Source organism: Fuchsiella alkaliacetigena (assembly GCF_023227765.1).
Classification (GTDB): domain Bacteria; phylum Bacillota; class Halanaerobiia; order Halobacteroidales; family Acetohalobiaceae; genus Fuchsiella; species Fuchsiella alkaliacetigena.
In genome coordinates, this window is the sequence record NZ_JALKBZ010000011.1 from 1 (window position 1) to 22,391 (window position 22,391).

General features: G+C 38.3%; 39 protein-coding genes. All 39 read left to right on the top strand.

Going from position 1 to position 22,391, the window contains the following annotated elements; translation table 11 throughout:
* On the top strand, positions 1–297 hold a 297-nt coding region (locus tag MWH30_RS04640; protein WP_504925959.1), incomplete at its 5' end, for an EF-Tu C-terminal domain-related protein.
* A gap of 102 nt (positions 298–399) precedes the next feature.
* Positions 400–714: a 30S ribosomal protein S10 gene (gene rpsJ / locus MWH30_RS04645; protein ID WP_248662892.1), complete on the top strand. Its 315-nt coding sequence runs from the start codon at positions 400–402 to the stop codon at positions 712–714.
* 42 nt (positions 715–756) lie between these two features.
* Positions 757–1,386, top strand: a complete 630-nt coding sequence (gene rplC / locus MWH30_RS04650; protein WP_248662893.1) for a 50S ribosomal protein L3 — start codon at positions 757–759, stop codon at positions 1,384–1,386.
* Positions 1,387–1,415: 29 nt separating this feature from the next.
* Complete coding sequence (gene rplD / locus MWH30_RS04655; RefSeq protein ID WP_248662894.1) at positions 1,416–2,042, top strand: 50S ribosomal protein L4; 627 nt, start codon at positions 1,416–1,418, stop codon at positions 2,040–2,042.
* Positions 2,043–2,044: 2 nt separating this feature from the next.
* A complete protein-coding gene (gene rplW / locus MWH30_RS04660; RefSeq protein ID WP_248662895.1) occupies positions 2,045–2,335 on the top strand; it encodes a 50S ribosomal protein L23 in 291 nt (96 codons plus the stop codon).
* 26 nt (positions 2,336–2,361) lie between these two features.
* Positions 2,362–3,195: a 50S ribosomal protein L2 gene (gene rplB, locus MWH30_RS04665; protein ID WP_248662896.1), complete on the top strand. Its 834-nt coding sequence runs from the start codon at positions 2,362–2,364 to the stop codon at positions 3,193–3,195.
* 37 nt (positions 3,196–3,232) lie between these two features.
* Positions 3,233–3,517: a 30S ribosomal protein S19 gene (rpsS, locus tag MWH30_RS04670; protein ID WP_248662897.1), complete on the top strand. Its 285-nt coding sequence runs from the start codon at positions 3,233–3,235 to the stop codon at positions 3,515–3,517.
* Positions 3,518–3,537: 20 nt separating this feature from the next.
* Positions 3,538–3,882 (top strand): 50S ribosomal protein L22, encoded by a 345-nt coding sequence (rplV, locus tag MWH30_RS04675; protein ID WP_248662898.1) that lies wholly within the window; start codon positions 3,538–3,540, stop codon positions 3,880–3,882.
* A gap of 3 nt (positions 3,883–3,885) precedes the next feature.
* Positions 3,886–4,545, top strand: coding sequence for a 30S ribosomal protein S3 (rpsC, locus tag MWH30_RS04680; protein WP_248662899.1), 660 nt, complete (start codon positions 3,886–3,888; stop codon positions 4,543–4,545).
* A 23-nt stretch (positions 4,546–4,568) separates the two neighbouring features.
* Positions 4,569–5,003, top strand: coding sequence for a 50S ribosomal protein L16 (gene rplP, locus MWH30_RS04685; RefSeq protein ID WP_248662900.1), 435 nt, complete (start codon positions 4,569–4,571; stop codon positions 5,001–5,003).
* Positions 4,993–5,196 (top strand): 50S ribosomal protein L29, encoded by a 204-nt coding sequence (rpmC, locus tag MWH30_RS04690; protein ID WP_248662901.1) that lies wholly within the window; start codon positions 4,993–4,995, stop codon positions 5,194–5,196. Before rplP ends, rpmC begins: the two co-directional genes overlap by 11 nt.
* A 34-nt stretch (positions 5,197–5,230) precedes the next feature.
* Positions 5,231–5,485, top strand: a complete 255-nt coding sequence (gene rpsQ / locus MWH30_RS04695; RefSeq protein ID WP_308221599.1) for a 30S ribosomal protein S17 — start codon at positions 5,231–5,233, stop codon at positions 5,483–5,485.
* Positions 5,486–5,517: 32 nt separating this feature from the next.
* The gene (gene rplN, locus MWH30_RS04700; RefSeq protein WP_248662902.1) at positions 5,518–5,886 is read left to right on the top strand and encodes a 50S ribosomal protein L14; all 369 of its coding nucleotides are present in this window, start codon (positions 5,518–5,520) and stop codon (positions 5,884–5,886) included.
* 43 nt (positions 5,887–5,929) lie between these two features.
* Positions 5,930–6,256, top strand: coding sequence for a 50S ribosomal protein L24 (gene rplX / locus MWH30_RS04705; RefSeq protein ID WP_372494131.1), 327 nt, complete (start codon positions 5,930–5,932; stop codon positions 6,254–6,256).
* Between the two features lie 27 nt (positions 6,257–6,283).
* A complete protein-coding gene (gene rplE / locus MWH30_RS04710; protein ID WP_248662903.1) occupies positions 6,284–6,823 on the top strand; it encodes a 50S ribosomal protein L5 in 540 nt (179 codons plus the stop codon).
* A 36-nt stretch (positions 6,824–6,859) separates the two neighbouring features.
* Positions 6,860–7,045 carry a type Z 30S ribosomal protein S14 gene (locus tag MWH30_RS04715; RefSeq protein ID WP_248662904.1) on the top strand — a complete coding sequence of 62 codons (186 nt, stop codon included), beginning with the start codon at positions 6,860–6,862 and terminating at the stop codon, positions 7,043–7,045.
* 29 nt (positions 7,046–7,074) lie between these two features.
* Positions 7,075–7,473, top strand: a complete 399-nt coding sequence (gene rpsH / locus MWH30_RS04720) for a 30S ribosomal protein S8 (protein WP_248662905.1) — start codon at positions 7,075–7,077, stop codon at positions 7,471–7,473.
* Positions 7,474–7,497: 24 nt separating this feature from the next.
* A complete protein-coding gene (gene rplF / locus MWH30_RS04725) occupies positions 7,498–8,028 on the top strand; it encodes a 50S ribosomal protein L6 (protein ID WP_248662906.1) in 531 nt (176 codons plus the stop codon).
* 45 nt (positions 8,029–8,073) lie between these two features.
* On the top strand, positions 8,074–8,424 hold the full coding sequence (rplR, locus tag MWH30_RS04730) for a 50S ribosomal protein L18 (protein WP_248662907.1): 351 nt from the start codon (positions 8,074–8,076) through the stop codon (positions 8,422–8,424).
* Between the two features lie 15 nt (positions 8,425–8,439).
* A complete protein-coding gene (gene rpsE / locus MWH30_RS04735; RefSeq protein WP_282706195.1) occupies positions 8,440–8,949 on the top strand; it encodes a 30S ribosomal protein S5 in 510 nt (169 codons plus the stop codon).
* Positions 8,950–8,982: 33 nt separating this feature from the next.
* Positions 8,983–9,429 carry a 50S ribosomal protein L15 gene (gene rplO / locus MWH30_RS04740; RefSeq protein ID WP_248662908.1) on the top strand — a complete coding sequence of 149 codons (447 nt, stop codon included), beginning with the start codon at positions 8,983–8,985 and terminating at the stop codon, positions 9,427–9,429.
* Positions 9,430–10,689 (top strand): preprotein translocase subunit SecY, encoded by a 1,260-nt coding sequence (gene secY, locus MWH30_RS04745; protein ID WP_248662909.1) that lies wholly within the window; start codon positions 9,430–9,432, stop codon positions 10,687–10,689. It abuts the gene before it with no gap.
* Positions 10,690–10,715: 26 nt separating this feature from the next.
* A complete protein-coding gene (locus tag MWH30_RS04750) occupies positions 10,716–11,354 on the top strand; it encodes an adenylate kinase (RefSeq protein WP_248662910.1) in 639 nt (212 codons plus the stop codon).
* Entirely contained in the window at positions 11,354–12,100 is a 747-nt protein-coding gene (map, locus tag MWH30_RS04755) for a type I methionyl aminopeptidase (RefSeq protein ID WP_248662911.1), read from the top strand. Before MWH30_RS04750 ends, map begins: the two co-directional genes overlap by 1 nt.
* An 82-nt stretch (positions 12,101–12,182) precedes the next feature.
* Complete coding sequence (gene infA / locus MWH30_RS04760) at positions 12,183–12,404, top strand: translation initiation factor IF-1 (protein WP_248662912.1); 222 nt, start codon at positions 12,183–12,185, stop codon at positions 12,402–12,404.
* Positions 12,405–12,450: 46 nt separating this feature from the next.
* Positions 12,451–12,564 carry a 50S ribosomal protein L36 gene (rpmJ, locus tag MWH30_RS04765; protein ID WP_248662913.1) on the top strand — a complete coding sequence of 38 codons (114 nt, stop codon included), beginning with the start codon at positions 12,451–12,453 and terminating at the stop codon, positions 12,562–12,564.
* 27 nt (positions 12,565–12,591) lie between these two features.
* Entirely contained in the window at positions 12,592–12,951 is a 360-nt protein-coding gene (rpsM, locus tag MWH30_RS04770; protein WP_248662914.1) for a 30S ribosomal protein S13, read from the top strand.
* A 27-nt stretch (positions 12,952–12,978) separates the two neighbouring features.
* Positions 12,979–13,359 (top strand): 30S ribosomal protein S11, encoded by a 381-nt coding sequence (rpsK, locus tag MWH30_RS04775; protein WP_248662915.1) that lies wholly within the window; start codon positions 12,979–12,981, stop codon positions 13,357–13,359.
* Between the two features lie 40 nt (positions 13,360–13,399).
* Complete coding sequence (gene rpsD / locus MWH30_RS04780) at positions 13,400–14,026, top strand: 30S ribosomal protein S4 (RefSeq protein ID WP_248662916.1); 627 nt, start codon at positions 13,400–13,402, stop codon at positions 14,024–14,026.
* A 77-nt stretch (positions 14,027–14,103) separates the two neighbouring features.
* A complete protein-coding gene (locus tag MWH30_RS04785; RefSeq protein ID WP_248662917.1) occupies positions 14,104–15,048 on the top strand; it encodes a DNA-directed RNA polymerase subunit alpha in 945 nt (314 codons plus the stop codon).
* Between the two features lie 31 nt (positions 15,049–15,079).
* Positions 15,080–15,421: a 50S ribosomal protein L17 gene (gene rplQ / locus MWH30_RS04790; RefSeq protein ID WP_248662918.1), complete on the top strand. Its 342-nt coding sequence runs from the start codon at positions 15,080–15,082 to the stop codon at positions 15,419–15,421.
* Between the two features lie 96 nt (positions 15,422–15,517).
* Positions 15,518–16,354, top strand: a complete 837-nt coding sequence (locus MWH30_RS04795; RefSeq protein WP_248662919.1) for an energy-coupling factor transporter ATPase — start codon at positions 15,518–15,520, stop codon at positions 16,352–16,354.
* Positions 16,339–17,199, top strand: a complete 861-nt coding sequence (locus tag MWH30_RS04800; protein WP_248662920.1) for an energy-coupling factor transporter ATPase — start codon at positions 16,339–16,341, stop codon at positions 17,197–17,199. The genes MWH30_RS04795 and MWH30_RS04800 overlap by 16 nt, the downstream gene beginning before the upstream one ends.
* A 63-nt stretch (positions 17,200–17,262) precedes the next feature.
* Entirely contained in the window at positions 17,263–18,057 is a 795-nt protein-coding gene (locus MWH30_RS04805; protein WP_248662921.1) for an energy-coupling factor transporter transmembrane component T family protein, read from the top strand.
* A gap of 34 nt (positions 18,058–18,091) precedes the next feature.
* A complete protein-coding gene (gene truA / locus MWH30_RS04810; protein ID WP_248662922.1) occupies positions 18,092–18,826 on the top strand; it encodes a tRNA pseudouridine(38-40) synthase TruA in 735 nt (244 codons plus the stop codon).
* Between the two features lie 129 nt (positions 18,827–18,955).
* The gene (gene rplM / locus MWH30_RS04815) at positions 18,956–19,384 is read left to right on the top strand and encodes a 50S ribosomal protein L13 (RefSeq protein ID WP_248662923.1); all 429 of its coding nucleotides are present in this window, start codon (positions 18,956–18,958) and stop codon (positions 19,382–19,384) included.
* Positions 19,385–19,417: 33 nt separating this feature from the next.
* The gene (gene rpsI, locus MWH30_RS04820) at positions 19,418–19,810 is read left to right on the top strand and encodes a 30S ribosomal protein S9 (RefSeq protein ID WP_248662924.1); all 393 of its coding nucleotides are present in this window, start codon (positions 19,418–19,420) and stop codon (positions 19,808–19,810) included.
* A 144-nt stretch (positions 19,811–19,954) separates the two neighbouring features.
* Positions 19,955–21,367 (top strand): AmmeMemoRadiSam system protein A, encoded by a 1,413-nt coding sequence (amrA, locus tag MWH30_RS04825; RefSeq protein WP_248662925.1) that lies wholly within the window; start codon positions 19,955–19,957, stop codon positions 21,365–21,367.
* A gap of 20 nt (positions 21,368–21,387) precedes the next feature.
* On the top strand, positions 21,388–22,371 hold the full coding sequence (gene amrS / locus MWH30_RS04830; RefSeq protein WP_248662926.1) for an AmmeMemoRadiSam system radical SAM enzyme: 984 nt from the start codon (positions 21,388–21,390) through the stop codon (positions 22,369–22,371).
* Positions 22,372–22,391: the final 20 nt, after the last annotated feature.

Here is a 22,391-nt window from a genome sequence, read left to right on the forward strand (position 1 = left end):
GGTTCAATAACGCCTCATACAAAGTTTAACGCTGAGGTTTATGTACTGAGCAAAGACGAAGGAGGAAGACATACTCCTTTCTTTGATGGATATAGACCGCAGTTTTACTTCAGAACTACAGATGTAACAGGAGATATTGAGCTGCCAGAGGGAGTAGAGATGGTAATGCCGGGAGATAATATTGAGATGGAAGTGAAGCTAATAACTCCAATAGCGATGGAAGAAGGACTACGTTTTGCTATTCGTGAAGGTGGTAAGACTGTAGGAGCAGGAGTTATTACTGAAATTATTGAGTAGTAGCGCTTAGAAAACTGGAGTTAGAAAAGAGAATGAGGAGCTTAATTCTGTTCTCCTCTTCTTTTTTTCTGGCTAATATTTTTTGTAATGGAGGTGGGAAATATGGCTCAAGCCAAAGAGAAAATTAGAATTCGCCTAAAGGCCTATGAACATCAGGTTTTAGATAAATCGGCTACTAAGATTGTGGAGACTGCTAAGAGAACTGGAGCTGATGTTTCGGGCCCTGTACCTTTACCGACTAAAAAAGAAGTGTTTACTGTTCTTAGATCACCGCACGTGCATAAGGATGCTCGGGAGCAGTTTGAGATGAGAACTCATAAGAGATTAATAGATATTGTGCAACCTACACCGAAAACTGTTGATTCTTTAATGCGTTTGGACTTACCAGCCGGTGTAGATATTGAAATTAAGCTATAAATTTTGAGGTATTTTATGGGATTATGAGGAGGTGTAAGAAAGATGTCAAAAGGAATTCTAGGAAAAAAGGTTGGTATGACTCAGATTTTTAATGATGAAGGAGATGCTATACCGGTAACTGTGATTAAAGCCGGGCCCTGTTCAGTGGTACAGAAAAAGACTGAAGAGGTCGATGGCTATAATGCTATTCAATTAGGCTTTGGTGAAGTTGATGAACATAAACTGAATAAGCCTTTGCAGGGACATTTTGAAAAGTATGGTGTTGCTCCTAAAAAATATATTAAAGAGTTTAAAAATGGTCAGCAAGAGGACTATGAAGTAGGAGATGAAGTCTTGGCCGATATATTTACTGAAGGAGAGCTGGTTAATGTAACTGGAACTTCTAAGGGTAAAGGCTTTGCTGGTACTATTAAACGCTGGAACTTTACTACTGGCCCTAAAAGTCACGGCTCTAGAAATGTTCGCAAGCCAGGTGCCATTAGTGCTGGTACTGATCCGGCTAGAGTATTCAAAGGGAAGAAGATGCCTGGTCGTATGGGTGGAGAACAGGTTACTATTGAGAATTTAGAGGTAATAAAAGTTGATCCTGAACAGAATATACTAGCGGTTAAGGGAGCTGTCCCGGGGCCTAAAAAAGGATTATTGGTTATTAAAGGTGCGAAGGAATTCTAATTTGGACTGGAACGGAAGGAGGATAAAGAATGCCTGAATTATCACTATATAATGCTGAAGGAAAACAGATAGATGATTTAGAACTAAATTCAGATATATTTGGGGTTGAAATCAACGAGCACGTAGTTCACGAAGCAGTTACTGCTCAATTAGCTGCTAAGCGTCGTGGAACTGCCTCTACTAAGACTAGAGCTGAAGTTAAAGGTGGAGGGCGTAAGCCTTGGCGTCAGAAGGGAACTGGTCGAGCGCGTCACGGTAGTATCCGCTCTCCAATCTGGGTAGGTGGAGGAACTACTTTTGGCCCTAAACCTAGAAGTTATAGAAAAAAGATACCTAAAAAAGTTAAGAAGTTAGCTGTTAAATCGGCTTTGACGGCTAAGGTAGAGGAAGATGAACTATTAGTAGTAGATAAACTGGAGTTTGATATTCCTAAGACTAAAGATATGGTTAATGTTTTAGCAGCTTTAGAAGCTCAAGATAAAAAAGTTTTAATTGTAACTGCTAATAAGGATGAAAATCTTTATAAGTCGGCTCGGAATATCCCCGGAGTTAAGGTATTAGTTGCTGCTGCTATTAATGTATACGATATTTTGAATAATGAAAAGTTAATAATTACTAAAGATGCGCTTAAGAAAGTAGAGGAGGTGCTGGGCTAATAATGAAGAATGCAGAGGATGTAATTATCCAGCCTCATATCTCTGAAAGAGCTATGGAGGATATTGAAGATCAAAACTGCTATACTTTTAAGGTTGCTTTACAGGCTAATAAGCCAGAAATTAAAAAGGCAGTACAAGAGCTTTTTAATGTAAAGGTGGAGAAGGTAACTACCTGTCGAATGCCTGGTAAGAAAAGAAGGATGGGTGTTCACGAAGGAAGAAGACCTGACTGGAAAAAGGCTAGAGTTAAGTTGGCTGAAGGCGATAGAATCGAAATTTTTGAAGGTATGTAATTTGAGAGAAAAAGGAGGGAAATATGATGGCAATTAAGACTTTTAAGCCGACATCACCGGCTAGAAGATATATGACTGTAGACTCCTTTGAGGAGATTACTACGAGTGAACCTGAGAAGTCTTTGTTAGCTCCGCTAAAAAAGAGCGGCGGTCGAAATGCTAACGGTCGAATTACTGTTAGACATCGCGGCGGCGGTCATAAGCGGAGATATAGAATTATTGATTTTAAGAGAGATAAGGATGGAGTTCCGGCTAAGGTAGCTACTATTGAGTATGATCCTAATCGTTCAGCTAGAATTGCTTTATTACATTATGCTGACGGAGAGAAACGATATATCTTAGCTCCTAAAGGAGTTGAAGTAGGAGATCAGATTATGTCGGGCCCGGAAGCTGATATTAAGCCTGGAAATGCTATGCAACTAAAAGATATGCCTATCGGAACTTTAATTCACAATGTTGAATTAAAGCCTGGTAAAGGCGGTCAGTTAGTTCGTTCTGCTGGAGCACAGGCCCAGTTAATGGCTAAAGAAGGGGACTATGCTCACGTACAGTTACCTTCCGGAGAAGTGAGACTGATTGGAGCAGAATGTAGAGCTACTGTAGGTCAATTAGGGAATATTGAACACGAAAACATTGCTTTAGGTAAAGCAGGACGTAGTCGTTGGTTAGGGCGTCGACCTAGTGTGCGTGGTACTGCTATGAACCCTCACGATCATCCTCACGGTGGTGGTGAAGGAAAGAAAGCAGCTGGTAGACATCCGGTTACTCCTTGGGGACAGCGAACTATTGGTAAGAAGACTCGCAAGCCCAAGAAGTCTGATAAGTTAATCATTCGTCGTCGGAATGAGAAGAAGAAATAGGTTTTAAAAAGTAAGACTTTGAAAGGAGGTAACTAATTTGGGTCGTTCAGTTAAGAAAGGACCTTTTGTAGATCAGAAACTACTAGCTAAGATTGAGGAATTAAATGAAGATAATGAAAAAGAGGTAATTAGAACTTGGTCTAGAAGTTCTACTATCTTTCCGCAAATGGTAGGGCATACTATAGCGGTTTATGACGGTAGAAAGCATGTACCTATTTATATTGAGGAAGAGATGGTAGGACATAAGTTGGGAGAGTTTGCTCCCACAAGAATTTTTAGAGAACACGGAAGTTTTACTGAGAGATCAACAGCTCTTAAGTAGATAGAGAGGAGGTTTGCAAGTTGGAAGAAGCAAAAGCTATTGCTAAAGAAGTACGTATTTCTCCTAGAAAGGCTAGACAGGTAATTGACTTAGTAAGAGGAAAAGAGGTTGGGGAAGCTACTGGTATTTTACGGCATACACCTAAAAAAGCAGCTGGAATTATAGAAAAAGTACTTAATTCTGCTGTGGCTAATGCTGAGCATAACCATGACTTAATTCCCCACGAACTATATATATCAGAGGCCTATGTTGATGAAGGGCCGACAATGAAAAGATTTCGACCGCGAGCTATGGGCCAGGCTAGCCCTATCAATAAACGAACTAGCCATATTACTATTAAAGTGAAAGAAAAGAAGGAGGGATAATTAGTGGGACAGAAAGTAAATCCACACGGTTTAAGAGTTGGAGTAATTAAGGATTGGGATGCAAAATGGTATGCAGATAAAGATGATTATGCTGATCTGCTACATGAAGACTTAGAGATCAGAAATCATATTAAAGATAAAATGTATAATGCTGGGATTGCCCGGATTGTAATTGAGAGGGCTGCCGATAGAATAAAGGTTGATGTGCATACAGCTAGACCAGGTATGGTAATTGGTAAAGGTGGTTCTGAGGTTGATGCTTTGCGTAATGAATTGCAGGATTTAACCGAGAAGCAGGTGCAGATCAATGTAGTTGAAGTTAAAAATCCAGAAAAGAATGCTCAACTAGTGGCTGAAAGTGTAGCTAATCAGATAGAAAATAGAGTTTCTTTTAGAAGAGCTATGAAGCAAGCAATGAATCGTACTTTGCGCCAGCAAGGTGTAGAGGGTTTTAGGATTGAGTGTAGTGGTCGTTTAGGCGGAGCTGAAATGGCTCGTAAGGAAGGATATAATGAAGGAAGTGTACCACTTCATACCTTAAGGGCTGATATCGATTACGGTTTTACTGAGGCCTATACCACTTACGGTAAGATTGGAGTTAAGGTTTGGATTAATAAAGGAGAGATTTTACCTGAAGTTAAGGAAGAAGATAAACCAGAGTAATTTGGACGAAGGGAGGCTAAATTATGTTAATGCCGAAACGGGTTAAGCATAGAAAGCAACATCGAGGTAGATTGAAAGGAAAAGCCCAACGAGGAAACACGGTAAGTTTTGGTGAGTACGGACTACAGGCTTTGGAGCCGGCTTGGATTACTAACCGGCAGATTGAGGCAGCCAGAATAGCTATTACTCGTTATTTGAAGCGAGGAGGTAAGGTATGGGTTAATATCTTTCCTGATAAACCAGTTACTGCTCAACCAGCTGAAACTAGAATGGGAGCTGGAAAAGGTGCTACTGAAAAGTGGGTAGCTGTAGTTAAGCCGGGCAGAATGATGTTTGAAGTTGCCGGGGTAGAAGAAGAAATAGCTAAAGAGGCAATGCGCTTAGCTTCTCATAAACTGCCGATTAATACTAAGTTTGCTAAGCGAGAAGGAATGGATGGTGAGAATGATGAAAGCTAAAGAATTAAGAGAAATGACTTCGGAAGAGTTGGAGTTTAAAATAGATGATTTGAAAGAGGAGCTGTTTAATTTAAGATTTCAAAATGCAACGGCTCAACTGGATAATCCAGTTCGAATTCGAGAGGTAAAGCGAAGTATTGCTCGAGCTAAGACTATTCTCCATGAACGTAACTTAGGGATTGCTCAAGGTTAATTTTGAATTATCTGCTAAAAGGAGGGATTATCGAGTGTCTGGAAAAGAAAAAAAGGTTAGAAAAGGAAAAGTAGTTAGCGATAAGATGGATAAGACGGTAGTAGTTGAAGTAGAACGTAAACAGCAGCACAAGCTGTATAAGCGAGTTATTAATCGAACTTCTAGGTTTAAAGCTCATGATGAAGAAAATGAATGTAACGAAGGCGATGTAGTAGAGATTACTGAAACTAGACCTATTAGTAAACAGAAACGGTGGAGAGTAACGGAGATCCTACGTAAAGCTAAATAGAAAGGATCTGTTCGAGAAAGGAGGAGGCAGTAATGATTCAGGTAGAGTCAACGTTGAATGTAGCTGATAATTCTGGAGCTAGAAAGCTACTATGTATTAAGGTTTTAGGTGGCTCCAAAAAACGATATGCTTCCATTGGCGATACTATTGTAGCTACCGTTAAAGAAGCTATTCCAGACGGAATGGTAAATAAAGGTGAAGTTGTTAGAGCGGTTGTGGTCAGAACTAAAAAAGAATACAGGAGAGCCGATGGTTCTTATATTAGCTTTGATGAAAATGCAGCCGTAATTGTGGATAAAAATAATAATCCTGAAGGAACTAGAATTTTCGGCCCGGTTTCTAGAGAACTACGGGAAAATAAGTTTACTCGGATTATTTCTTTAGCTCCTGAAGTGCTGTAGTTTAAAAAGTAACTTATAAGTTTTTTGGAAGGAGGTAGTAGGATTGACTGTTCCTAAGTTGCACGTAAGAAAAGATGATCAAGTAATAGTTATTGCTGGTAAAGATAGAGGTAAACGAGGTAAAGTTCTTAAGACTTTGCCCAGAGAGGGCAGAGTAGTTGTAGAGGGGATTAACGTGGTGCATAAGCATCAACAGCCTACTCAAGAGATGCAACAAGGCGGAATTATGGAGATAGAAGCTCCTATAGATAGTTCAAATGTAATGTTAGTCTGTAAGCACTGTGACCAAGGTGCTAGAACGGGTAAAGAGTTTTTAGATTCTGGAGAAAAGGTTAGAGTTTGTAAAAAATGTGGAGAGATTGTGGATTAATGATTGTAGAAAGGAGGACGAGAGCTAATGGCGGTATTAAAAGAGCAGTATCAAGATAGCATTGTTGACTCTTTAATGGAAAAGTTTGATTATCAGAGTGTAATGCAGGCTCCTAAAGTGGAAAAGGTAGTTGTTAATATGGGGCTTGGTGATGCTGCTGAAGATGCTCAATTGTTGGATACGGCAGTGGAAGAATTAGAACAAATTACTGGACAAAGACCAGTAGTTACTAGAGCTAAAAAGTCTATTGCTAACTTCAAAATTCGGGAAGGAATGCCGGTAGGTTGCAAGGTGACTTTGCGCGGAGCACAGATGTATGAATTCCTATATAAGTTGATCAATGTAGCCCTACCCCGAGTACGAGACTTTAGAGGGTTATCGACTAAGTCTTTTGATGGTCGAGGTAACTATTCTATAGGACTCGATAGCCAGGTAGTTTTTCCGGAAATAGAGGTTGATAAAATAGATAGAACTTTAGGAATGGATATTACTATTGTGACTAGTGCTGAAAGTGATGAAGAGGCCAAGGAACTTTTGGCTTTAATGAAGATGCCTTTTAAGAATTAAGTTACGATAAATCTCAATTTTAAAGGAGGTAATAGAGTGGCTAGAAAAGCTAAAGTAGAAAAAGCTAAAAAAGAGCCTAAGTATTCTACTCGCGAAGTGATTCGTTGTCGTCGTTGTGGTCGAGTGCGAGGTGTTTTACGCAAATTTGAACTATGTAGAATCTGTTTTAGGGAGCTGGCTCATCAGGGCGTACTTCCAGGAGTTAAGAAAGCTAGCTGGTAATTATTTAGTATAGAAGGGAGGTTGATTTTATGTCTATGACTGATCCAATAGCTGATATGTTGACCCGGACTAGAAATGCTAATGTAGCTACTAAAGATAAGGTTGAAATTCCGGCTTCTAATTTAAAAGAAGAGCTTGCTAAAGTATTAAAAAAAGAGGGATTTATTAGAGGTTATGAACGAATTGAAAATAATGGCCAAGGTTTGCTAAAGTTATATCTTAAGTACGGACCTGAGGGAGAAAAAGTAATTACTGGTTTGAAAAGAATCAGCAAGCCTGGCTTGCGAGTTTATGCTAATAAGGATGAAATTCCTAAGGTATTAGGCGGCTTAGGAACTGCTATTATTTCTACGTCTTACGGAGTGCTAACCGACAAAGAAGCTAGAAAGCAGGGTGTTGGTGGAGAAGTTCTCTGTTATGTTTGGTAATTTGAATTTAGAGGAGGTGTAATTATGTCTCGAATAGGTAATAATCCTGTAGAAATTCCTGAACAGGTAGAAGTTTCTATAGACGGAAACTTAGTTACTGTTAAAGGGCCTAAAGGAGAGTTAAAAGAAGAGATTAATGAACGTTTAGATGTACAGTTGAAGGATAATGCTGTTGTAATTGAAAGACCTACTAATGTTAAGCAGGATAGATCCATCCATGGTTTAAGTAGAAGCTTGGTTGTGAATATGATCGAAGGAGTAACTAACGGTTTTAAAAAAGAGCTGGAGTTGAATGGGATTGGGTATCGGGCCCAAAAGAAAGGTAAAAAATTGGAGTTGCAGGTAGGTTATTCTCATCCAGTGTTGATAGAATCAGAGGATGATATTGATTTGGAAGTTGAGGATAATAAGATTACAATAAGCGGTATTGATAAACAAAAGGTAGGCGAGGTAGCGGCTAATATTAGATCAATTCGTGAGCCTGAGCCCTATAATGCTAAAGGAATCAAGTATGTTGATGAGCATATTAGAAGAAAAGAAGGTAAGACTGGCTAATAATTGAGCTTTTTGAATTACTGTCAAGGGAAGGAGTGACTTAGTATGAGTGCAGGTAGAAAGAAGCGACATCAGAGAATTCGAAATAAGATCAGTGGAACTCCTTGGAGGCCGCGTTTAAATGTATATCGTAGTTTAAAGAATATCTATGCTCAGCTAATTGATGATTTAGCTGGGGAGACTTTAGTGGCAGCTTCCACTCAGGATTCTGTAATTAGAGATCAGATTGATTACGGTGGTAATGTAGAAGCAGCGGAAGAAGTAGGTAAACTAATTGCTGAGAGAGCTTTAGAAGCAGGTATTGAGAAGGTTGTATTTGATCGAGGTGGCAATAATTACCATGGTAGAATCAAGGCTTTAGCTGAAGCTGCTAGAGAGAACGGGTTAAAGTTTTAGAGAAGGAGGAAAAAGATGAGTAGGAATAGTATGATTGATCCTGATGGATTGGATTTAGATGAAAGAGTAGTAAATATTAATCGGGTGTCTAAAGTAGTTAAAGGCGGTAGACGATTTAGCTTTAGCGCTTTAGTAGTAGTTGGCGATGGAAATGGCCATGTTGGAGCTGGAATTGGCAAGGCTAATGAAGTCCCAGCAGCCATTCGGAAAGGGATAGATGCTGCTAAGAAGGAGTTAATCAAGGTGCCTTTATCAGGAACAACGGTTCCTCATGAAATGACAGGAGTCTTTGGAGCAGGAAGAGTTTTATTAAAGCCAGCCTCAGAAGGTACAGGAGTAATTGCTGGGGGAGCTGTTAGAGCTGTAGTGGAATTAGCTGGAATTAATGATATTTTGACTAAGTCCTTAGGCACTGATAATCCTTTAAATATGGTTAACGCAACGATACAAGGATTAAAGGATATGAAAGACGTAGAGAAGGTAGCTGAGCTAAGAGGTAAGTCAGTAGAAGAGCTACTAAATTAATGAAACTTATAAATTTGTAGGGAGGTGAAGCTGATGAAGTTACACGATCTAAAGCCGGCTGAAGGAGCCAAAAAGAAGCGTAGTCGAGTAGGTAGAGGTATTGGTTCTGGTAAGGGTAAGACCTGTGGTCGGGGAACAAAAGGACAGAATGCTCGTAGTGGCGGAGGAGTAAGACTAGGCTTTGAAGGCGGTCAGACTCCTTATTTTAAGCGCTTTCCTAAACGAGGTTTTAATAATAATAGATTTAAGAAAGAATACGCTGAAGTTAATGTTAAGAGCTTAAATCGCTTTGAAGAAGATAGCGAGGTTACTCCGGAGGTATTAGTCGAAGCTGGATTAATAAAGCAAGTTAAGGATGGAGTTAAAATCTTAGGTTATGGTGAATTAGAAGTAGCCTTAACAGTAAAAGCAGATGGATTTACTAAGTCAGCAGTGCAGAAGATTGAAGCTGCTGGTGGAAAAATAGAGGTGAATGAATAAATGTTATCAGCTTTGAGTAATTCTTTAAAAGTTGAAGAATTACGAAATAAGATATTGTTTGTGCTAGCTATGATAGCTGTATATAGAGTTGGAGCTCATATTCCAGTGCCTGGAGTAGATCCGGCTGCTTTAGCTGAGCTATTCGAAGGCGAAGGACTTTTAGGATTTTTAGATATGTTTGCTGGAGGAGCTTTAAGCAGATTCTCTATTTTTGCTATGAGTATTAATCCTTATATTACTGCTTCAATTATTATGCAGCTATTAACAGTGGTAATTCCTAAGTTAGAAGAGCTATCTCAACAGGGTAGAGAAGGACAGAAAAAGATTGCTCAATATACTAGATACGGAACTATTGGCCTAGCTTTAGTTCAGGGTTTTGGAATTACGCTCTGGATTAATAATATGGGAGCGATTGCTAATCCCAGTATTTTTAATCTGTTTACTATCATAATTACTTTAACTGCTGGTACTGCCTTTTTAATGTGGGTAGGAGAACAGATTAATGAAAAGGGGATTGGAAATGGAATTTCTATCTTGATTTCTGTTTCTATTCTAGCTCGTTTTCCCTCAGGAGCAGCGAATATGTTTACTATGCTGCGCGCGGGAACTATCAATTTCTTTAATGTAATTGTATTTGCAGTATTTGCTGTACTGATTATAGCTGGTATTGTTTATATTCAACAAGGTGAACGAAAGATTCCAGTTCAGTATTCTAAAAGAGTGGTTGGTCGTAAGGTATACGGAGGACAGAGTACTCATATTCCAATGAAGGTTAATCAAGCGGGAGTAATGCCGGTAATCTTTGCTTCCTCTGTCTTGTTATTCCCAGCTACTATTGCTAGGGTATTACCTTTTGGTTTTGCGCAAAGGATATCCGAAATATTAAGTCCGGGTTCTATTTTATATACTGTTACCTATGCTTTGGCCATTATCTTTTTCACTTATTTTTATACAGCGATTCAGTTTAATCCGCGAGATGTGGCTGAAAACTTAAAAAAGCACGGTGGGTTTATACCGGGTAGAAGACCGGGCCGGCCGACAGCAGAATATTTAGATAAAATATTAACTCGAATTACTTTAGCTGGAGCTATCTTTTTAGCCTTTGTTGCTATTTTACCGGACTTTATGATGCCTTTGACAGGAGTAGAGATTATGTTTGGGGGAACTGCCTTATTGATTGTAATTGGAGTAACCTTAGAGACTATGAAGCAGATTGAAACTCAGCTCCTACAGCGTCATTATGAAGGCTTTATGGAGTAGGAAGATTTTAAAGGAGGTATTTATAAATGCATATTATTTTAGTAGGTCCTCCAGGTGCTGGAAAGGGTACCCAGGCTGCTAAATTAGTAGAGGAGTTTGAGGTTCCTCATATTGCTACAGGCGATATTTTTAGAAGTGCTATTAAAAATAAAACGCCTTTAGGTAAAAAAGCTAAGCAGTTTATAGATCAAGGAAAGTTAGTTCCAGATGAGGTTACTATTGGCATAGTTCGGGAGAGATTAGCTGAAGATGACTGTCAAAAAGGCTTTATTTTGGATGGATTTCCACGAACTATTGCTCAAGCTGATGCTTTACAGGATATCTTAGCTGACTTAGATATTGAGTTAGATGCTGTTTTAAATATCAAAGTTAGCGAAGAAGAAGTGGTTAGGCGACTTTCAGGTAGGCGAGTTTGTGAATGTGGAGCTAGCTATCATATTGAGTTTAATCCTCCTGAAGAGGATAATGCTTGTGATGGCTGTGGTGCTGAGCTCTACCAAAGAGAAGATGACCAGCCGGAAACTATTAAGGAAAGAGTAGCGGTTTATAAAGAGCAGACTTCACCTTTAATTAGCTACTATCAGGACTTAAACTTGCTAAAGGAAATTGAGGGCGAAGCCGGTTTTGAGGAAGTATTTAATAATATTAAGCAGGCGCTGTGCTAATGATTGTTTGTAAATCGGAACGAGAAATAGACTTAATGCGTCAGGCCGGCAGAATAGTAGCTAAAACTCATGAGTTTTTGAAGGAGAGAATTGCACCTGGAATTACCACAGCTCAAATTGATAGTTTAGCCGAAGAGTTTATACTCAATAATGATGCTGAACCTGCTTTTAAGGGATATCAAGGCTTTCCGAGCACAGTCTGTGTAGCAATTAATGAAGGAGTAGTACACGGAATTCCTGATTCTCGTTCTTTAGAGGAAGGAGATATAGTTGGTCTTGATATTGGAGTGATTAAGAATGGTTACTATGGAGATGCTGCTCGAACTTTAGCCGTTGGTGAGATTTCTGCTCAAGCTCAAAGATTATTGAAAGTAACGGAGGATTCTTTATTTAAGGGGATTGAAGCGGCCTTAGTTGGTAATCGATTATCGGATATTTCCAATGCTGTTCAAAGTCACGCCGAAGCTGCTGGTTATTCTGTAGTGAGGAAGTTTGTTGGTCACGGAATTGGTAGCGAGATGCATGAACCACCGCAAGTACCTAATTTTGGAGCAGCTGGTCGAGGCCCTCGTTTAAAAGCGGGGATGACTTTGGCTATAGAGCCTATGGTTAATATGGGTGACTATCAAGTTGAGACTTTAGAGGATGGCTGGACTGTGGTTACTAAAGATCGCCAGTTATCGGCTCATTTTGAGCATACTATTGTAATTTTGGAGTCGGGCCCGGAAATTTTAACGCAGGTTTAAAGTATATTTTTTTGGTAATGGTGGTATAATAATCCATTGAGGCGTAGTTTAGAATTAAATTTAAGGAAGGTGTGATTACCTAATGTCTAAAGAGGATCCTATTGAAGTGGAAGGTACTGTAGTGGAACCGTTGCCTAATGCCAAGTTTAGAGTAGAGTTGGAGAACGGTCATAAGGTTTTGGCTCATGTATCGGGAAAGATGCGTATGAACTTTATCAGAATTTTACCAGGTGATAAGGTTACAGTTGAGTTATCGCCTTACGATTTAAGTCGAGGTCGAATTACTTATCGACATAAGTCGTAAGCTGGTGGATTGATGATTAATTAGTTTGGATTAAGGAGGGTATGTTATGAAGGTTCGACCGTCGGTTAAGCCTATTTGTGATAAGTGTAAAGTGGTTCGAAGAAAGGGTAGAGTATTTGTTATCTGTGAAAATCCTAAGCATAAACAGAGGCAGGGTTAATTATAAAGAAAATGGAGGTGTAAAAGAATGGCTCGTATTGAAGGTGTAGATTTGCCCCGTAATAAGAGAGTGGAGATTGGTTTGACTTATATATACGGAATTGGTCGTTCAACTGCTCAGGATATTTTAGCTGAAGCAGAAATTGATGTTGATACTAGAATTAGAGATTTAACTGAGCAGGAGATTGCTAAATTAAGAAATATTATTGATGAAAATTATACTGTTGAAGGTGAGTTGCGACGAGAGATTCGCAGTGATATTAAGCGATTAAAGGATATTGGTTCTTATCGAGGGCTAAGGCACAGAAAAGGTCTGCCGGTAAGAGGGCAACGAACTAGAACTAATGCTCGGACTCGCAAAGGCCCTAAGCGAACTGTAGGTAACTAAATAAGCTACTAAAAAGGAGGGATATTAATGGCACGTCGTAAAAATAAGAAAAAGCAAAAGCACGTAACAAAAGGTCAGGCGCATATTCGCTCTACCTTTAATAATACTATTGTGACTTTAACTGACTTAAAAGGAAATGCTATTTCTTGGTGTAGTGCTGGGAATTTGGGTTTTGAAGGAACTAGGAAGAGTACTCCTTATGCTGCGCAGATGGCTGCTGAAGATGCTGCTAAAGAGGCTATGGAGCACGGTTTGAAACAGGTAGAAGTATATGTTAAGGGCCCAGGAGCTGGAAGAGAAGCAGCTATTCGAGCCTTGCAGGCCACGGGATTAGAAGTTGATTTGATTAAGGATGTAACTCCTATTCCGCATAATGGATGTCGGCCCCCGAAACGTCGTAGAGTATAGAAAATCATATTTTTAAGAAATTTGGAGGTGTAATTGATAAATGGCAAGATATACAGGAGCAGTTTGTCGTCAATGTAGAAGAGAAGGCGAAAAGTTATTTTTGAAAGGTGAAAGATGTTACTCTGATAAGTGTGGTGTTGAACGTCGTCCTTATGTGCCAGGTGAGCACGGTCAGGGAAGACAAAAGTTATCAGAGTTTGGAGTTCAGCTAAGAGAAAAGCAGAAGGTAAAGCGAATCTATGGAGTTTTAGAAAAGCAGTTTAGAAATTACTTTGCAAAGGCCGATAATCAACCTGGAATTACTGGAGAAGAATTTTTGAAATTATTGGAAAGAAGACTGGACAATACAGTTTATAGATTAGGTTTTGCTGCTTCACGTAATGAAGCTAGGCAGTTAGTTCGCCATGGACATTTTTTAGTTAATGGACATCGAGTTGATATTCCTTCTTATTCAGTCGAGGAAGGTGACGTAATAGAAGTTAAGGAATCCAGTAAGGATATGACTAGAATGAAGGAGATTATTGAGTTTAGTGCTCAACAAAATACTCCAGAATGGTTAGAGGTTAATTTAGAAAAAAGAACTGGTAAAGTACTGAGTGAGCCGCTGAGAGAAGATATAGATTTACCAATTCGCGAGCAGCTGATTGTTGAGTTTTACTCTAGATAATGAGACTTGGAGAAGCTCTTTAGTACCCTCAGTGATCTGTAGTAATTTCTCCATTTTAATTAGGGAGGGTTTAATTAATGATAGAGTTTAAAAAACCTAAGATTGAAAGAGTTGAATCAGATGATACCTATGGCAAATTTATTATCACTCCTTTAGAAAGAGGATATGGAATTACTTTAGGTAATTCTTTGCGCAGGATTATGTTATCTTCTTTACCTGGAGCTGCCGTTACTTCAGTTAAGATTGAGGGAGTAGAACATGAATTTTCTACTGTTCCTGGAGCAGTAGAAGATGTGACAGATATTATTCTCAATTTGAAGGAATTAGTAGTTAGAATGGAAGATGAGGAGCCGGAAGTGTTAAGAATTAATGCTACTGGAGCTAAGGAAGTGACTGCTGATGATTTCACTGTAAGCGGTAATGTGGAAGTTTTAAATCCAGATCTTCATATTGCTACTTTGAATGACGAAGGTGAGCTTAACTTAGAGGTAACAGTAGAAAAAGGAAGAGGTTATGTTTCAGCTGAAGAGAATAAGAGCGATGAAGAGCATATAATTGGATTAATTCCTGTTGATTCAGTGTTTTCTCCTATAAAAAGGGTTAACTTTGATGTAGAAGATACTCGAGTTGGTCAGGTAACTGACTTTGATAAACTGAGTTTAGAGGTTAATACCGATGGAAGTTTGACTCCTGAAGAAGCTATTAGTTTAGCTGCTAAGGTATTAGGTGAGCACTTAGATCTCTTTATTAACTTAACTGAAGAGATCACTGATGTAGATATTATGGTAGAAAAAGAAGAAGAAGAGAAGGATAAGATCTTAGAGACTACAATTGAAGAGTTAGATCTTTCAGTTCGATCTTCTAATTGCTTAAAGAGAGCGGGAATCAATTCTGTAGAAGAACTGATAGAAAAAACAGAGGATGACCTAATGAAGGTTAGAAATTTAGGAAAGAAGTCTTTGCAGGAAATTAAAGATAAGTTAGAGGAATTGGAGCTTTCATTAAAACAGCCTGAAATATAAATAGAAAGCTATAAAGTAAAGGAGGGATAGTATGGGACGGAGAAAGCTGAGTCGAAAGAGTGCTGAACGTAAAGCTTTATTAAGGAGCTTAATGATTGCACTTTTTGAAAATGATAGAATTGAAACTACTGAAGCGAAAGCTAAGGAAGTTCAGCGTTCTGCTGAAAAGTTAATTACTACTGCTAAAGATGATACTCAACAAGCCCGTAAAAAAGTAATGCAAACTTTAAATGATAAAGCAGCTGTAACCAGACTTTTTGATGAGGTAGCACCTAGATTTGAAGAGCGGCCAGGTGGTTATACTAGAAGATTGAAGCTAGGGCCACGCCGCGGTGATGGAGCGCCAATGGTTATTTTAGAGTTAGTAGATTAAGTAATTTAATTTACGGCCGAGCGCTCTAGATTACTTTCGGCCGTAGCCCAATTTTATAGGGATTGTTTTTTAGGTGAATTAAAGGTGGATGGTTATATGGAATCTTTAATAGAATTAAAGGATGTTTACTATCGCTATCAAGAGCAGGAAGATGAAGATTGGGTTCTGGAAAACATTGATTTAGAGATAACTGCTGGTGAGTTTATAGCTATTGTTGGTCATAATGGTTCTGGTAAGTCTACTTTAGCTAAGCTATTAAATGGAATTTTACTACCTACTCAAGGTGAAGTTCGAGTTGGCGGTAAAGTTACTACTGAGCAAGAGGACTTATGGCAGCTTAGACAGCAGTTAGGAATTGTTTTTCAGAATCCTGATAATCAATTAGTAGCTAATATAGTAGAAGAAGATGTAGCTTTTGGTCCTGAAAACTTAGGACTTCCATCAGCAGAAATTAGAAAACGGGTTGATGAAGCCTTAAGACTAGTGGGGATGACTGATTTTGCTAGAGCAGCCCCACATAAGTTATCTGGTGGGCAAAAACAGCGAGTAGCTATTGCGGGAGTTATTGCTATGCGTCCGGACTGCTTAGTATTTGATGAACCAACTGCTATGTTAGATCCTCAAGGCAGACAAGAAGTAGTTGAGACGGTAGAACATCTGAATCGCCAGGAAGGTTTAACAGTTATCTATATCACTCATTTTATGGAAGAGATAATTAATGCTGATCGAATTTTGGTTTTTGCTGATGGCAAAGTTGAACTAGCAGCTACTCCAAAAGAACTATTTACTAAGGTGGATAAGTTGAGAGATTTAGCCTTGGATATTCCGCAGATAACGGAGCTGGCTTATCAGTTAAGTGAGTCTGGGCTTGATATTGATACTAATATATTTACCTCAACTGAGTTGGTGGAAGAGCTATGCTTATTGAAGTAGATTCTGTTTGCCATCGTTATAGCCAAGAAGAAGAAATGGTTTTGAATGATATCAGCTTTAAAATTGAGAGAGGCGAGTTTATAGGTTTAATTGGCCATACTGGTTCGGGGAAATCTACCTTAGTTCAACTTTTGAACGGTTTGATTACTCCTACTGCTGGCCAGGTTTACATATCTGGTGAGGATATAACTGCTAAGGAAATAAACTTAAAATCAATTAGAGAACAAGTGGGTTTGGTATTTCAGTATCCTGAGCATCAGCTGTTTGAGGAAACTGTTTATGATGATATAGCTTTTGGTCCTAAAAATCTAGGTTTAAGTGAACAGGTGATAGAGGAGAGAGTTAAACAAACTTTAGCTTCGGTAAATTTAGATTATCAAAGATTTAAGGAGCGTTCTCCTTTTAAATTAAGTGGTGGACAGCAGAGACGGGTGGCAATTGCTGGAGTATTGGCTATGCGACCTGAAGTTTTGATTTTAGATGAACCTACTGCTGGCTTAGATCCTAAAACCAGAAATGAGGTTATTGAAGAGATAGTTAAGTTCAAAAAACAGTTTAACCTAACTATTATTTTGATTTCTCATCGAATGGAGCAAGTCTTTCAATTAGCTGATCGGATTTTAGTGTTAGAGCAAGGTGAGTTAATCTTCGATTGCACTCCAGCAGAGCTGATTAAGGAACAACAAAGATTAATCGAGTTAGGTTTAAGCATTCCCGAGGTAACTAAGGTGTTGTTTGCTTTAAAAGAAAGAGGCTATGATTTAAGAACTGATTTATTTGAAGTTGCAGAGATTAAGGAAGAAATCGTTAAGACATTAATAAAGCCCGGAATATTGAAAAGTTAAGCTACTAATAACTAAAGGAAAGATAATGACGGCATCTACTTTTAGAGAGGGCGGTCAAAAGTTATGTTAAATGATATTATGATAGGTCAGTACTTGGATAGAAATTCTATAGTCCATGCTCTAGATCCTAGAGTTAAGATTTTATTAGTGATCTTATTTGTAATTAGTTTATTTATTAGTACTACCTTGATTGCTTACTCTCTTTTGGGGATTTTTATTATAGTTAGTACTTTGCTAGCTAAAATTGAGTTTAGATATATTTTGAGAAGTCTAAAGCCTTTAATATTTATTATTAGCTTTACTTTGATTATTCACCTTTTTTTAACCAAAGGTGGAGAGGTGCTCTGGCAGTGGAGATTTTTAAGTATTGAAGAAGAGGGGTTAAATTTAGGACTTTTTATGGCAGTTCGATTAATATTTCTAATTACTTTTACTTCTTTATTAACCTTAACTACTTCTCCTTTGGAACTTACCGATGGTTTGGAAAGGTTATTAGAGCCTTTTAGAAAAGTTGGTGTTCCGGCTCATGAACTGGCTATGATGATGACTATTGCCTTAAGATTTATTCCTACTTTGTTATCAGAGGCTGAAAAGATTTTGAAAGCTCAAAAGGCTAGAGGGGCTGATTTTGAAAGTGGGAATTTGATTCAAAAGGCTAAAAGTTTGATTCCTTTATTAGTGCCACTTTTTGTAAGTGCTTTTCGGAGAGCTGATGATTTAGCTCTGGCAATGGAGGCTCGTTGTTATCGAGGTGGAAAAGGTAGAACTCGAATGAATGAACTACATCTAGCTGCTAAAGACTATGTAATAGGTATTTTAGTTACTGTTTTTTTATTAACGATAGTTATTTTAAGTTAAGAAATGTAAGAAGCTATTGAGGTGGATGGAGATAATGCGTAACTTAAGGGCGTTGGTGGAGTATGATGGCACTAATTATCACGGATTTCAAAGACAGCCTAATGCAATAACTATTCAGGAAGTTTTAGAGACTAGCTTAGCGGACTTAACAGGAGAAGATTTAGAGATAATTGGAGCTAGTAGAACTGATAGTGGAGTCCATGCTTTAGCTCAGGTAGTGAACTTTAAAACTGAATCTCCAATTCCAATCGAGAAGTTTGCTTTTGCCTGGACTAATGTCTTACCGGACGATATTTTGATTAAAAAGGTAGAAAAAGTAAGCTGGGACTTTCATGCTCGTTATTTTGCTACCGGAAAAATATATGAATATCATATTTTAAATCAACGGTTACCTTCAGTTTTTGAGCGCAACTATACACATCATATTAAAAAAAAGCTAAACTATAAAGATTTGGTTGAAGCTGCTGATTACTTAGTTGGAACTTATGATTTTACTTCTTTTCAAGCTGCTGGTTGTGGAGCTAATACTACCGTTAGAACTATTAATAGCTTAACAGTTCAAGGGATAGACTCTAAGCTGATATTCCGCATTGAAGGTGATGCTTTTTTGTATAAAATGGTAAGAAATATAGTAGGCACTTTGATTGAAATTGGGCAAGGAAAATTAAATAAGGATAACTTAGTTGAGATTTTAGCCGCCAAGGATAGAACTGTAGCTGGCCCTACTGCTCCAGCTTGTGGTTTGCGCTTAATTAAAGTTAAGTACTAAAAGGTCTTGACACTTTTAGTCTAGTATAATAAAATTAACCGTGAGGTTTTTTAATACTATAGATGGTAATTAACTGCCCCGGAGTAATTTAATATATATTAAATTTTGATAAGGGAGGGATACTTGAAAATGACTACTTATATGGCTAAAGCCGAAGAAGTTGAGAGAGAATGGTTTGTAGTTGACGCTAAGGGTAAAACTTTAGGAAGATTAGCTAGTAAAATTGCTACTATTTTAAATGGTAAACATAAGCCGACTTATACTCCTCATGTAGATACAGGTGACTTTGTAATTGTAGTTAATGCTGCTCAGGTTAAGTTAACAGGTAATAAAATGGAGCAGAAGATGCATCATCAACATTCAGAATATCCAGGTGGTTTAAAGTCTGTTAGCTATGGTGAATTACTGGATAAGCAGCCGGAAAAGGTAATTGAGATAGCTGTTAAGGGTATGTTGCCTAAAAATAAGTTAGGTAGTAGAATGCTGAAAAGATTAAAAGTTTATGCGGAAGCTGAACATCCACATGCTGCTCAGCAGCCGCAAGAATTAGAACTATAAATTTAGTGTTTAGGAAAGGAGGACTATTATAATATGGCACAGGTTGAATACTTAGGAACTGGAAGAAGAAAGACTGCTACTGCCAGAGTTAGATTACGACCTGGTAATGGTCAGGTTGTGGTTAATGATAAACCTTTAGCTGAATATTTTGCTCGTGATTTTTCACAGATGATTGTTAAACAGCCGCTAAAGCTTACTGAGACTTTAGGAGAGTTTGATGTATTAGTTAGTGTAGAGGGTGGCGGTCTGTCTGGACAGGCAGAGGCTATCAGGCTTGGTGTAGCTAGAGCGTTGTTAGAGGTAGAAGAGAACTATCGGGCTGTACTGAAAAAGGCTGGTTTCTTAACTAGAGATCCGCGAATGAAAGAGCGGAAGAAGTATGGTCGTAAGAAAGCGCGTAAGTCATCTCAGTTTTCTAAAAGATAATTATTTATTGTTTAAAGAAAGAGTGTGTATGATTGCTCTTTCTTTTTTATTTTCTGTAAAGATTTTGAGATTGATTAACTAATAAGTAAGAATTTAATAGCTGCTTTAAGTAAAGAATATATTTAAATGAAGGGAGCTGATATGATGAGTGGATTGAAGTTTGCTGGTTTGAGTCCTCATCCTCCGCTATTGGTACCTGAAATTGGAGGTCGAAGGTTAAAGGAAATACAGGATACTCAGTTAGCTATGCAAAGCTTTGCCAAGCAGGTGGCTCAAGTGGAGCCTGATTTAGTAATTACTATTAGTCCTCATGGCCCGGTATTTTCTGATGCAATCAGTATTTTGAATATTTCGCAACTGAAGGGTGATTTTGCTCAGTTTGGTTTTCCTGACTTGGAACTTAGCTATGATTTAGCTGAAGATGTTATTGAAGATATAGTTCGTTTTGCCAAAGAGGAAGAGATTACTGTAGCTAGAATCGATAAAGCAAGTACTAATAAGTTTAATGTTAGTTCTAAGTTAGATCACGGAGTGTTAGTGCCACTTTATTATTTAAGAGAAGCAGGGGTTAAGGAGGTACCATTATTACCGCTTACTATGGGAATGCTACCTTATACTGAACTTTATAAGTTTGGTAAGATACTTCAGTTATTGAGTGAACAGTGGGACTATAGAATAGCTTTGATTGCTAGTGGTGATCTTTCTCATCGTTTGACTGCTGATGCGCCGGCTGGTTTTAGTCCCCAAGGAAAGGAGTTCGATCAAAAAATAGTTGAAATCTTAAAAGAAGATAAAGTAGCTGAGATTTTCGATTTGGAGCAGAGCTTAATTGAAAAGGCTGGCGAATGTGGCCTGAGGCCAATTGTGATGATGTTAGGAGCTTTAGATGGTTTAGCAGTAGATAATAAGTTTCTTGCTTATGAAGGGCCCTTTGGGGTAGGTTATGCAGTGGCCAGCTATCGGATAACGGGACGAGATGAAAGCAGAGAACTTTTGGATCAGCTTTTAGCTGGACAAAATCTACAGTTAAGGCAGCAGCGAGCTACTGAAAGTGTTTTAGTTAAACTAGCCCGTAAAACTGTAGAAGAGTATGCGCTTAATAAGGAGATTATAGAAGCACCTGAAAGCTTAACTCCTGAAATGGAGAAAGAGGCTGGGGTCTTTGTATCTATTAAAAAGAATGGTCAACTGCGGGGCTGTATTGGTACTACTGAAGCAACTGAAGAGAATGTAGCTCAGGAGATAATCCGCAATGCTCTTAACGCGGCTTTTAAGGATCCACGTTTTCCTAAGGTTGATGCTAATGAATTAGCTGAACTGACTTATTCAGTTGATGTGTTGGGTGAAGCAGAAAAGGTGGAAGATATAGAAGAACTGGATCCTCAGAAATACGGAGTAATTATCAAAAAAGGTTCAAAAAGAGGTTTGTTGTTGCCGCGCTTAGATGGAGTGGACAGTGTAGAAAAGCAGTTAGAAATTGCTAAACGAAAGGCTGGCTTAGCTCCTCAAGAAGAAGATATAGAGATAATGCGCTTTGAAGTTAAACGTTATCAATAGCTATAATGAGGAGGTAGATTATGCAGGAAGCTAAATGGTATCAGAGTTTAGAGCAGGGATTAGTAGAGTGTCTTTTGTGTCCTCATAACTGTACTTTAGCTATAGACCAAAGTGGTGCTTGTCAAGTCCGAATTAATAAAGAGGGAAAATTGATGACGGAAACTTATGCTCAGGTAAGTGCTGTAGCAGTAGATCCGATTGAAAAGAAACCGCTTTTTCACTTTTATCCGGGCAGTGATATTCTTTCTTTGGGTACGGTGGGTTGTAATTTAAGTTGTAAGTTTTGTCAAAATTACCAATTAGCTCATCAGCATCGGGGCAGTAAAGAGTCAATGCCTTCTCAAGCAGTAGTTGAGTTGGCTAAAAAATATAATTCTATCGGGGTAGCTTATACCTATTCTGAGCCTATTATTTGCTTTGAGTATATCTTAGATACGGCTAAGTTAATTAAAGAAGCAGGCATGAAAAATGTACTAGTAACTAATGGAACCATTAATCGAGAGCCTTTAGAAGAGCTTTTACCCTATATAGATGCTCTGAACATAGATTTAAAGTCCTTTAGAGAGCAGTTTTATCAGGAGCAATGTAATGGTCATTTAACCGAGGTTAAGCAAACAATAAAATTAGCTAATAAACCGGCTTTAGTAGAAGTAACTACTCTATTAATTCCTGGATTTAATGATTCCGAAACGGAGATAAGAGAATTAGTTGACTGGCTAGCTAAAATAGATCAAGAAATTCCTTTACATTTTTCACGCTATTTTCCTAAGTATAAGTTACAAGCTCCGCCAACGCCAATGGATACTTTACTGCAAGCTAAGCAGATTGCTGAAGAGAAGCTTAACTATGTTTACTTAGGTAATGTATCGGCTAGTGAGCATAGAAATACTTATTGTTATCAGTGTGGTGAGTTGGTGATTGATAGGAGTCGGGCCCGAATTAAGCTTAATTTAAAGGAAAGCAGTTGCTTTCAATGTGGAACAAAAATAAATGTTATTTTTTAACATATAATAATTTTTGAATT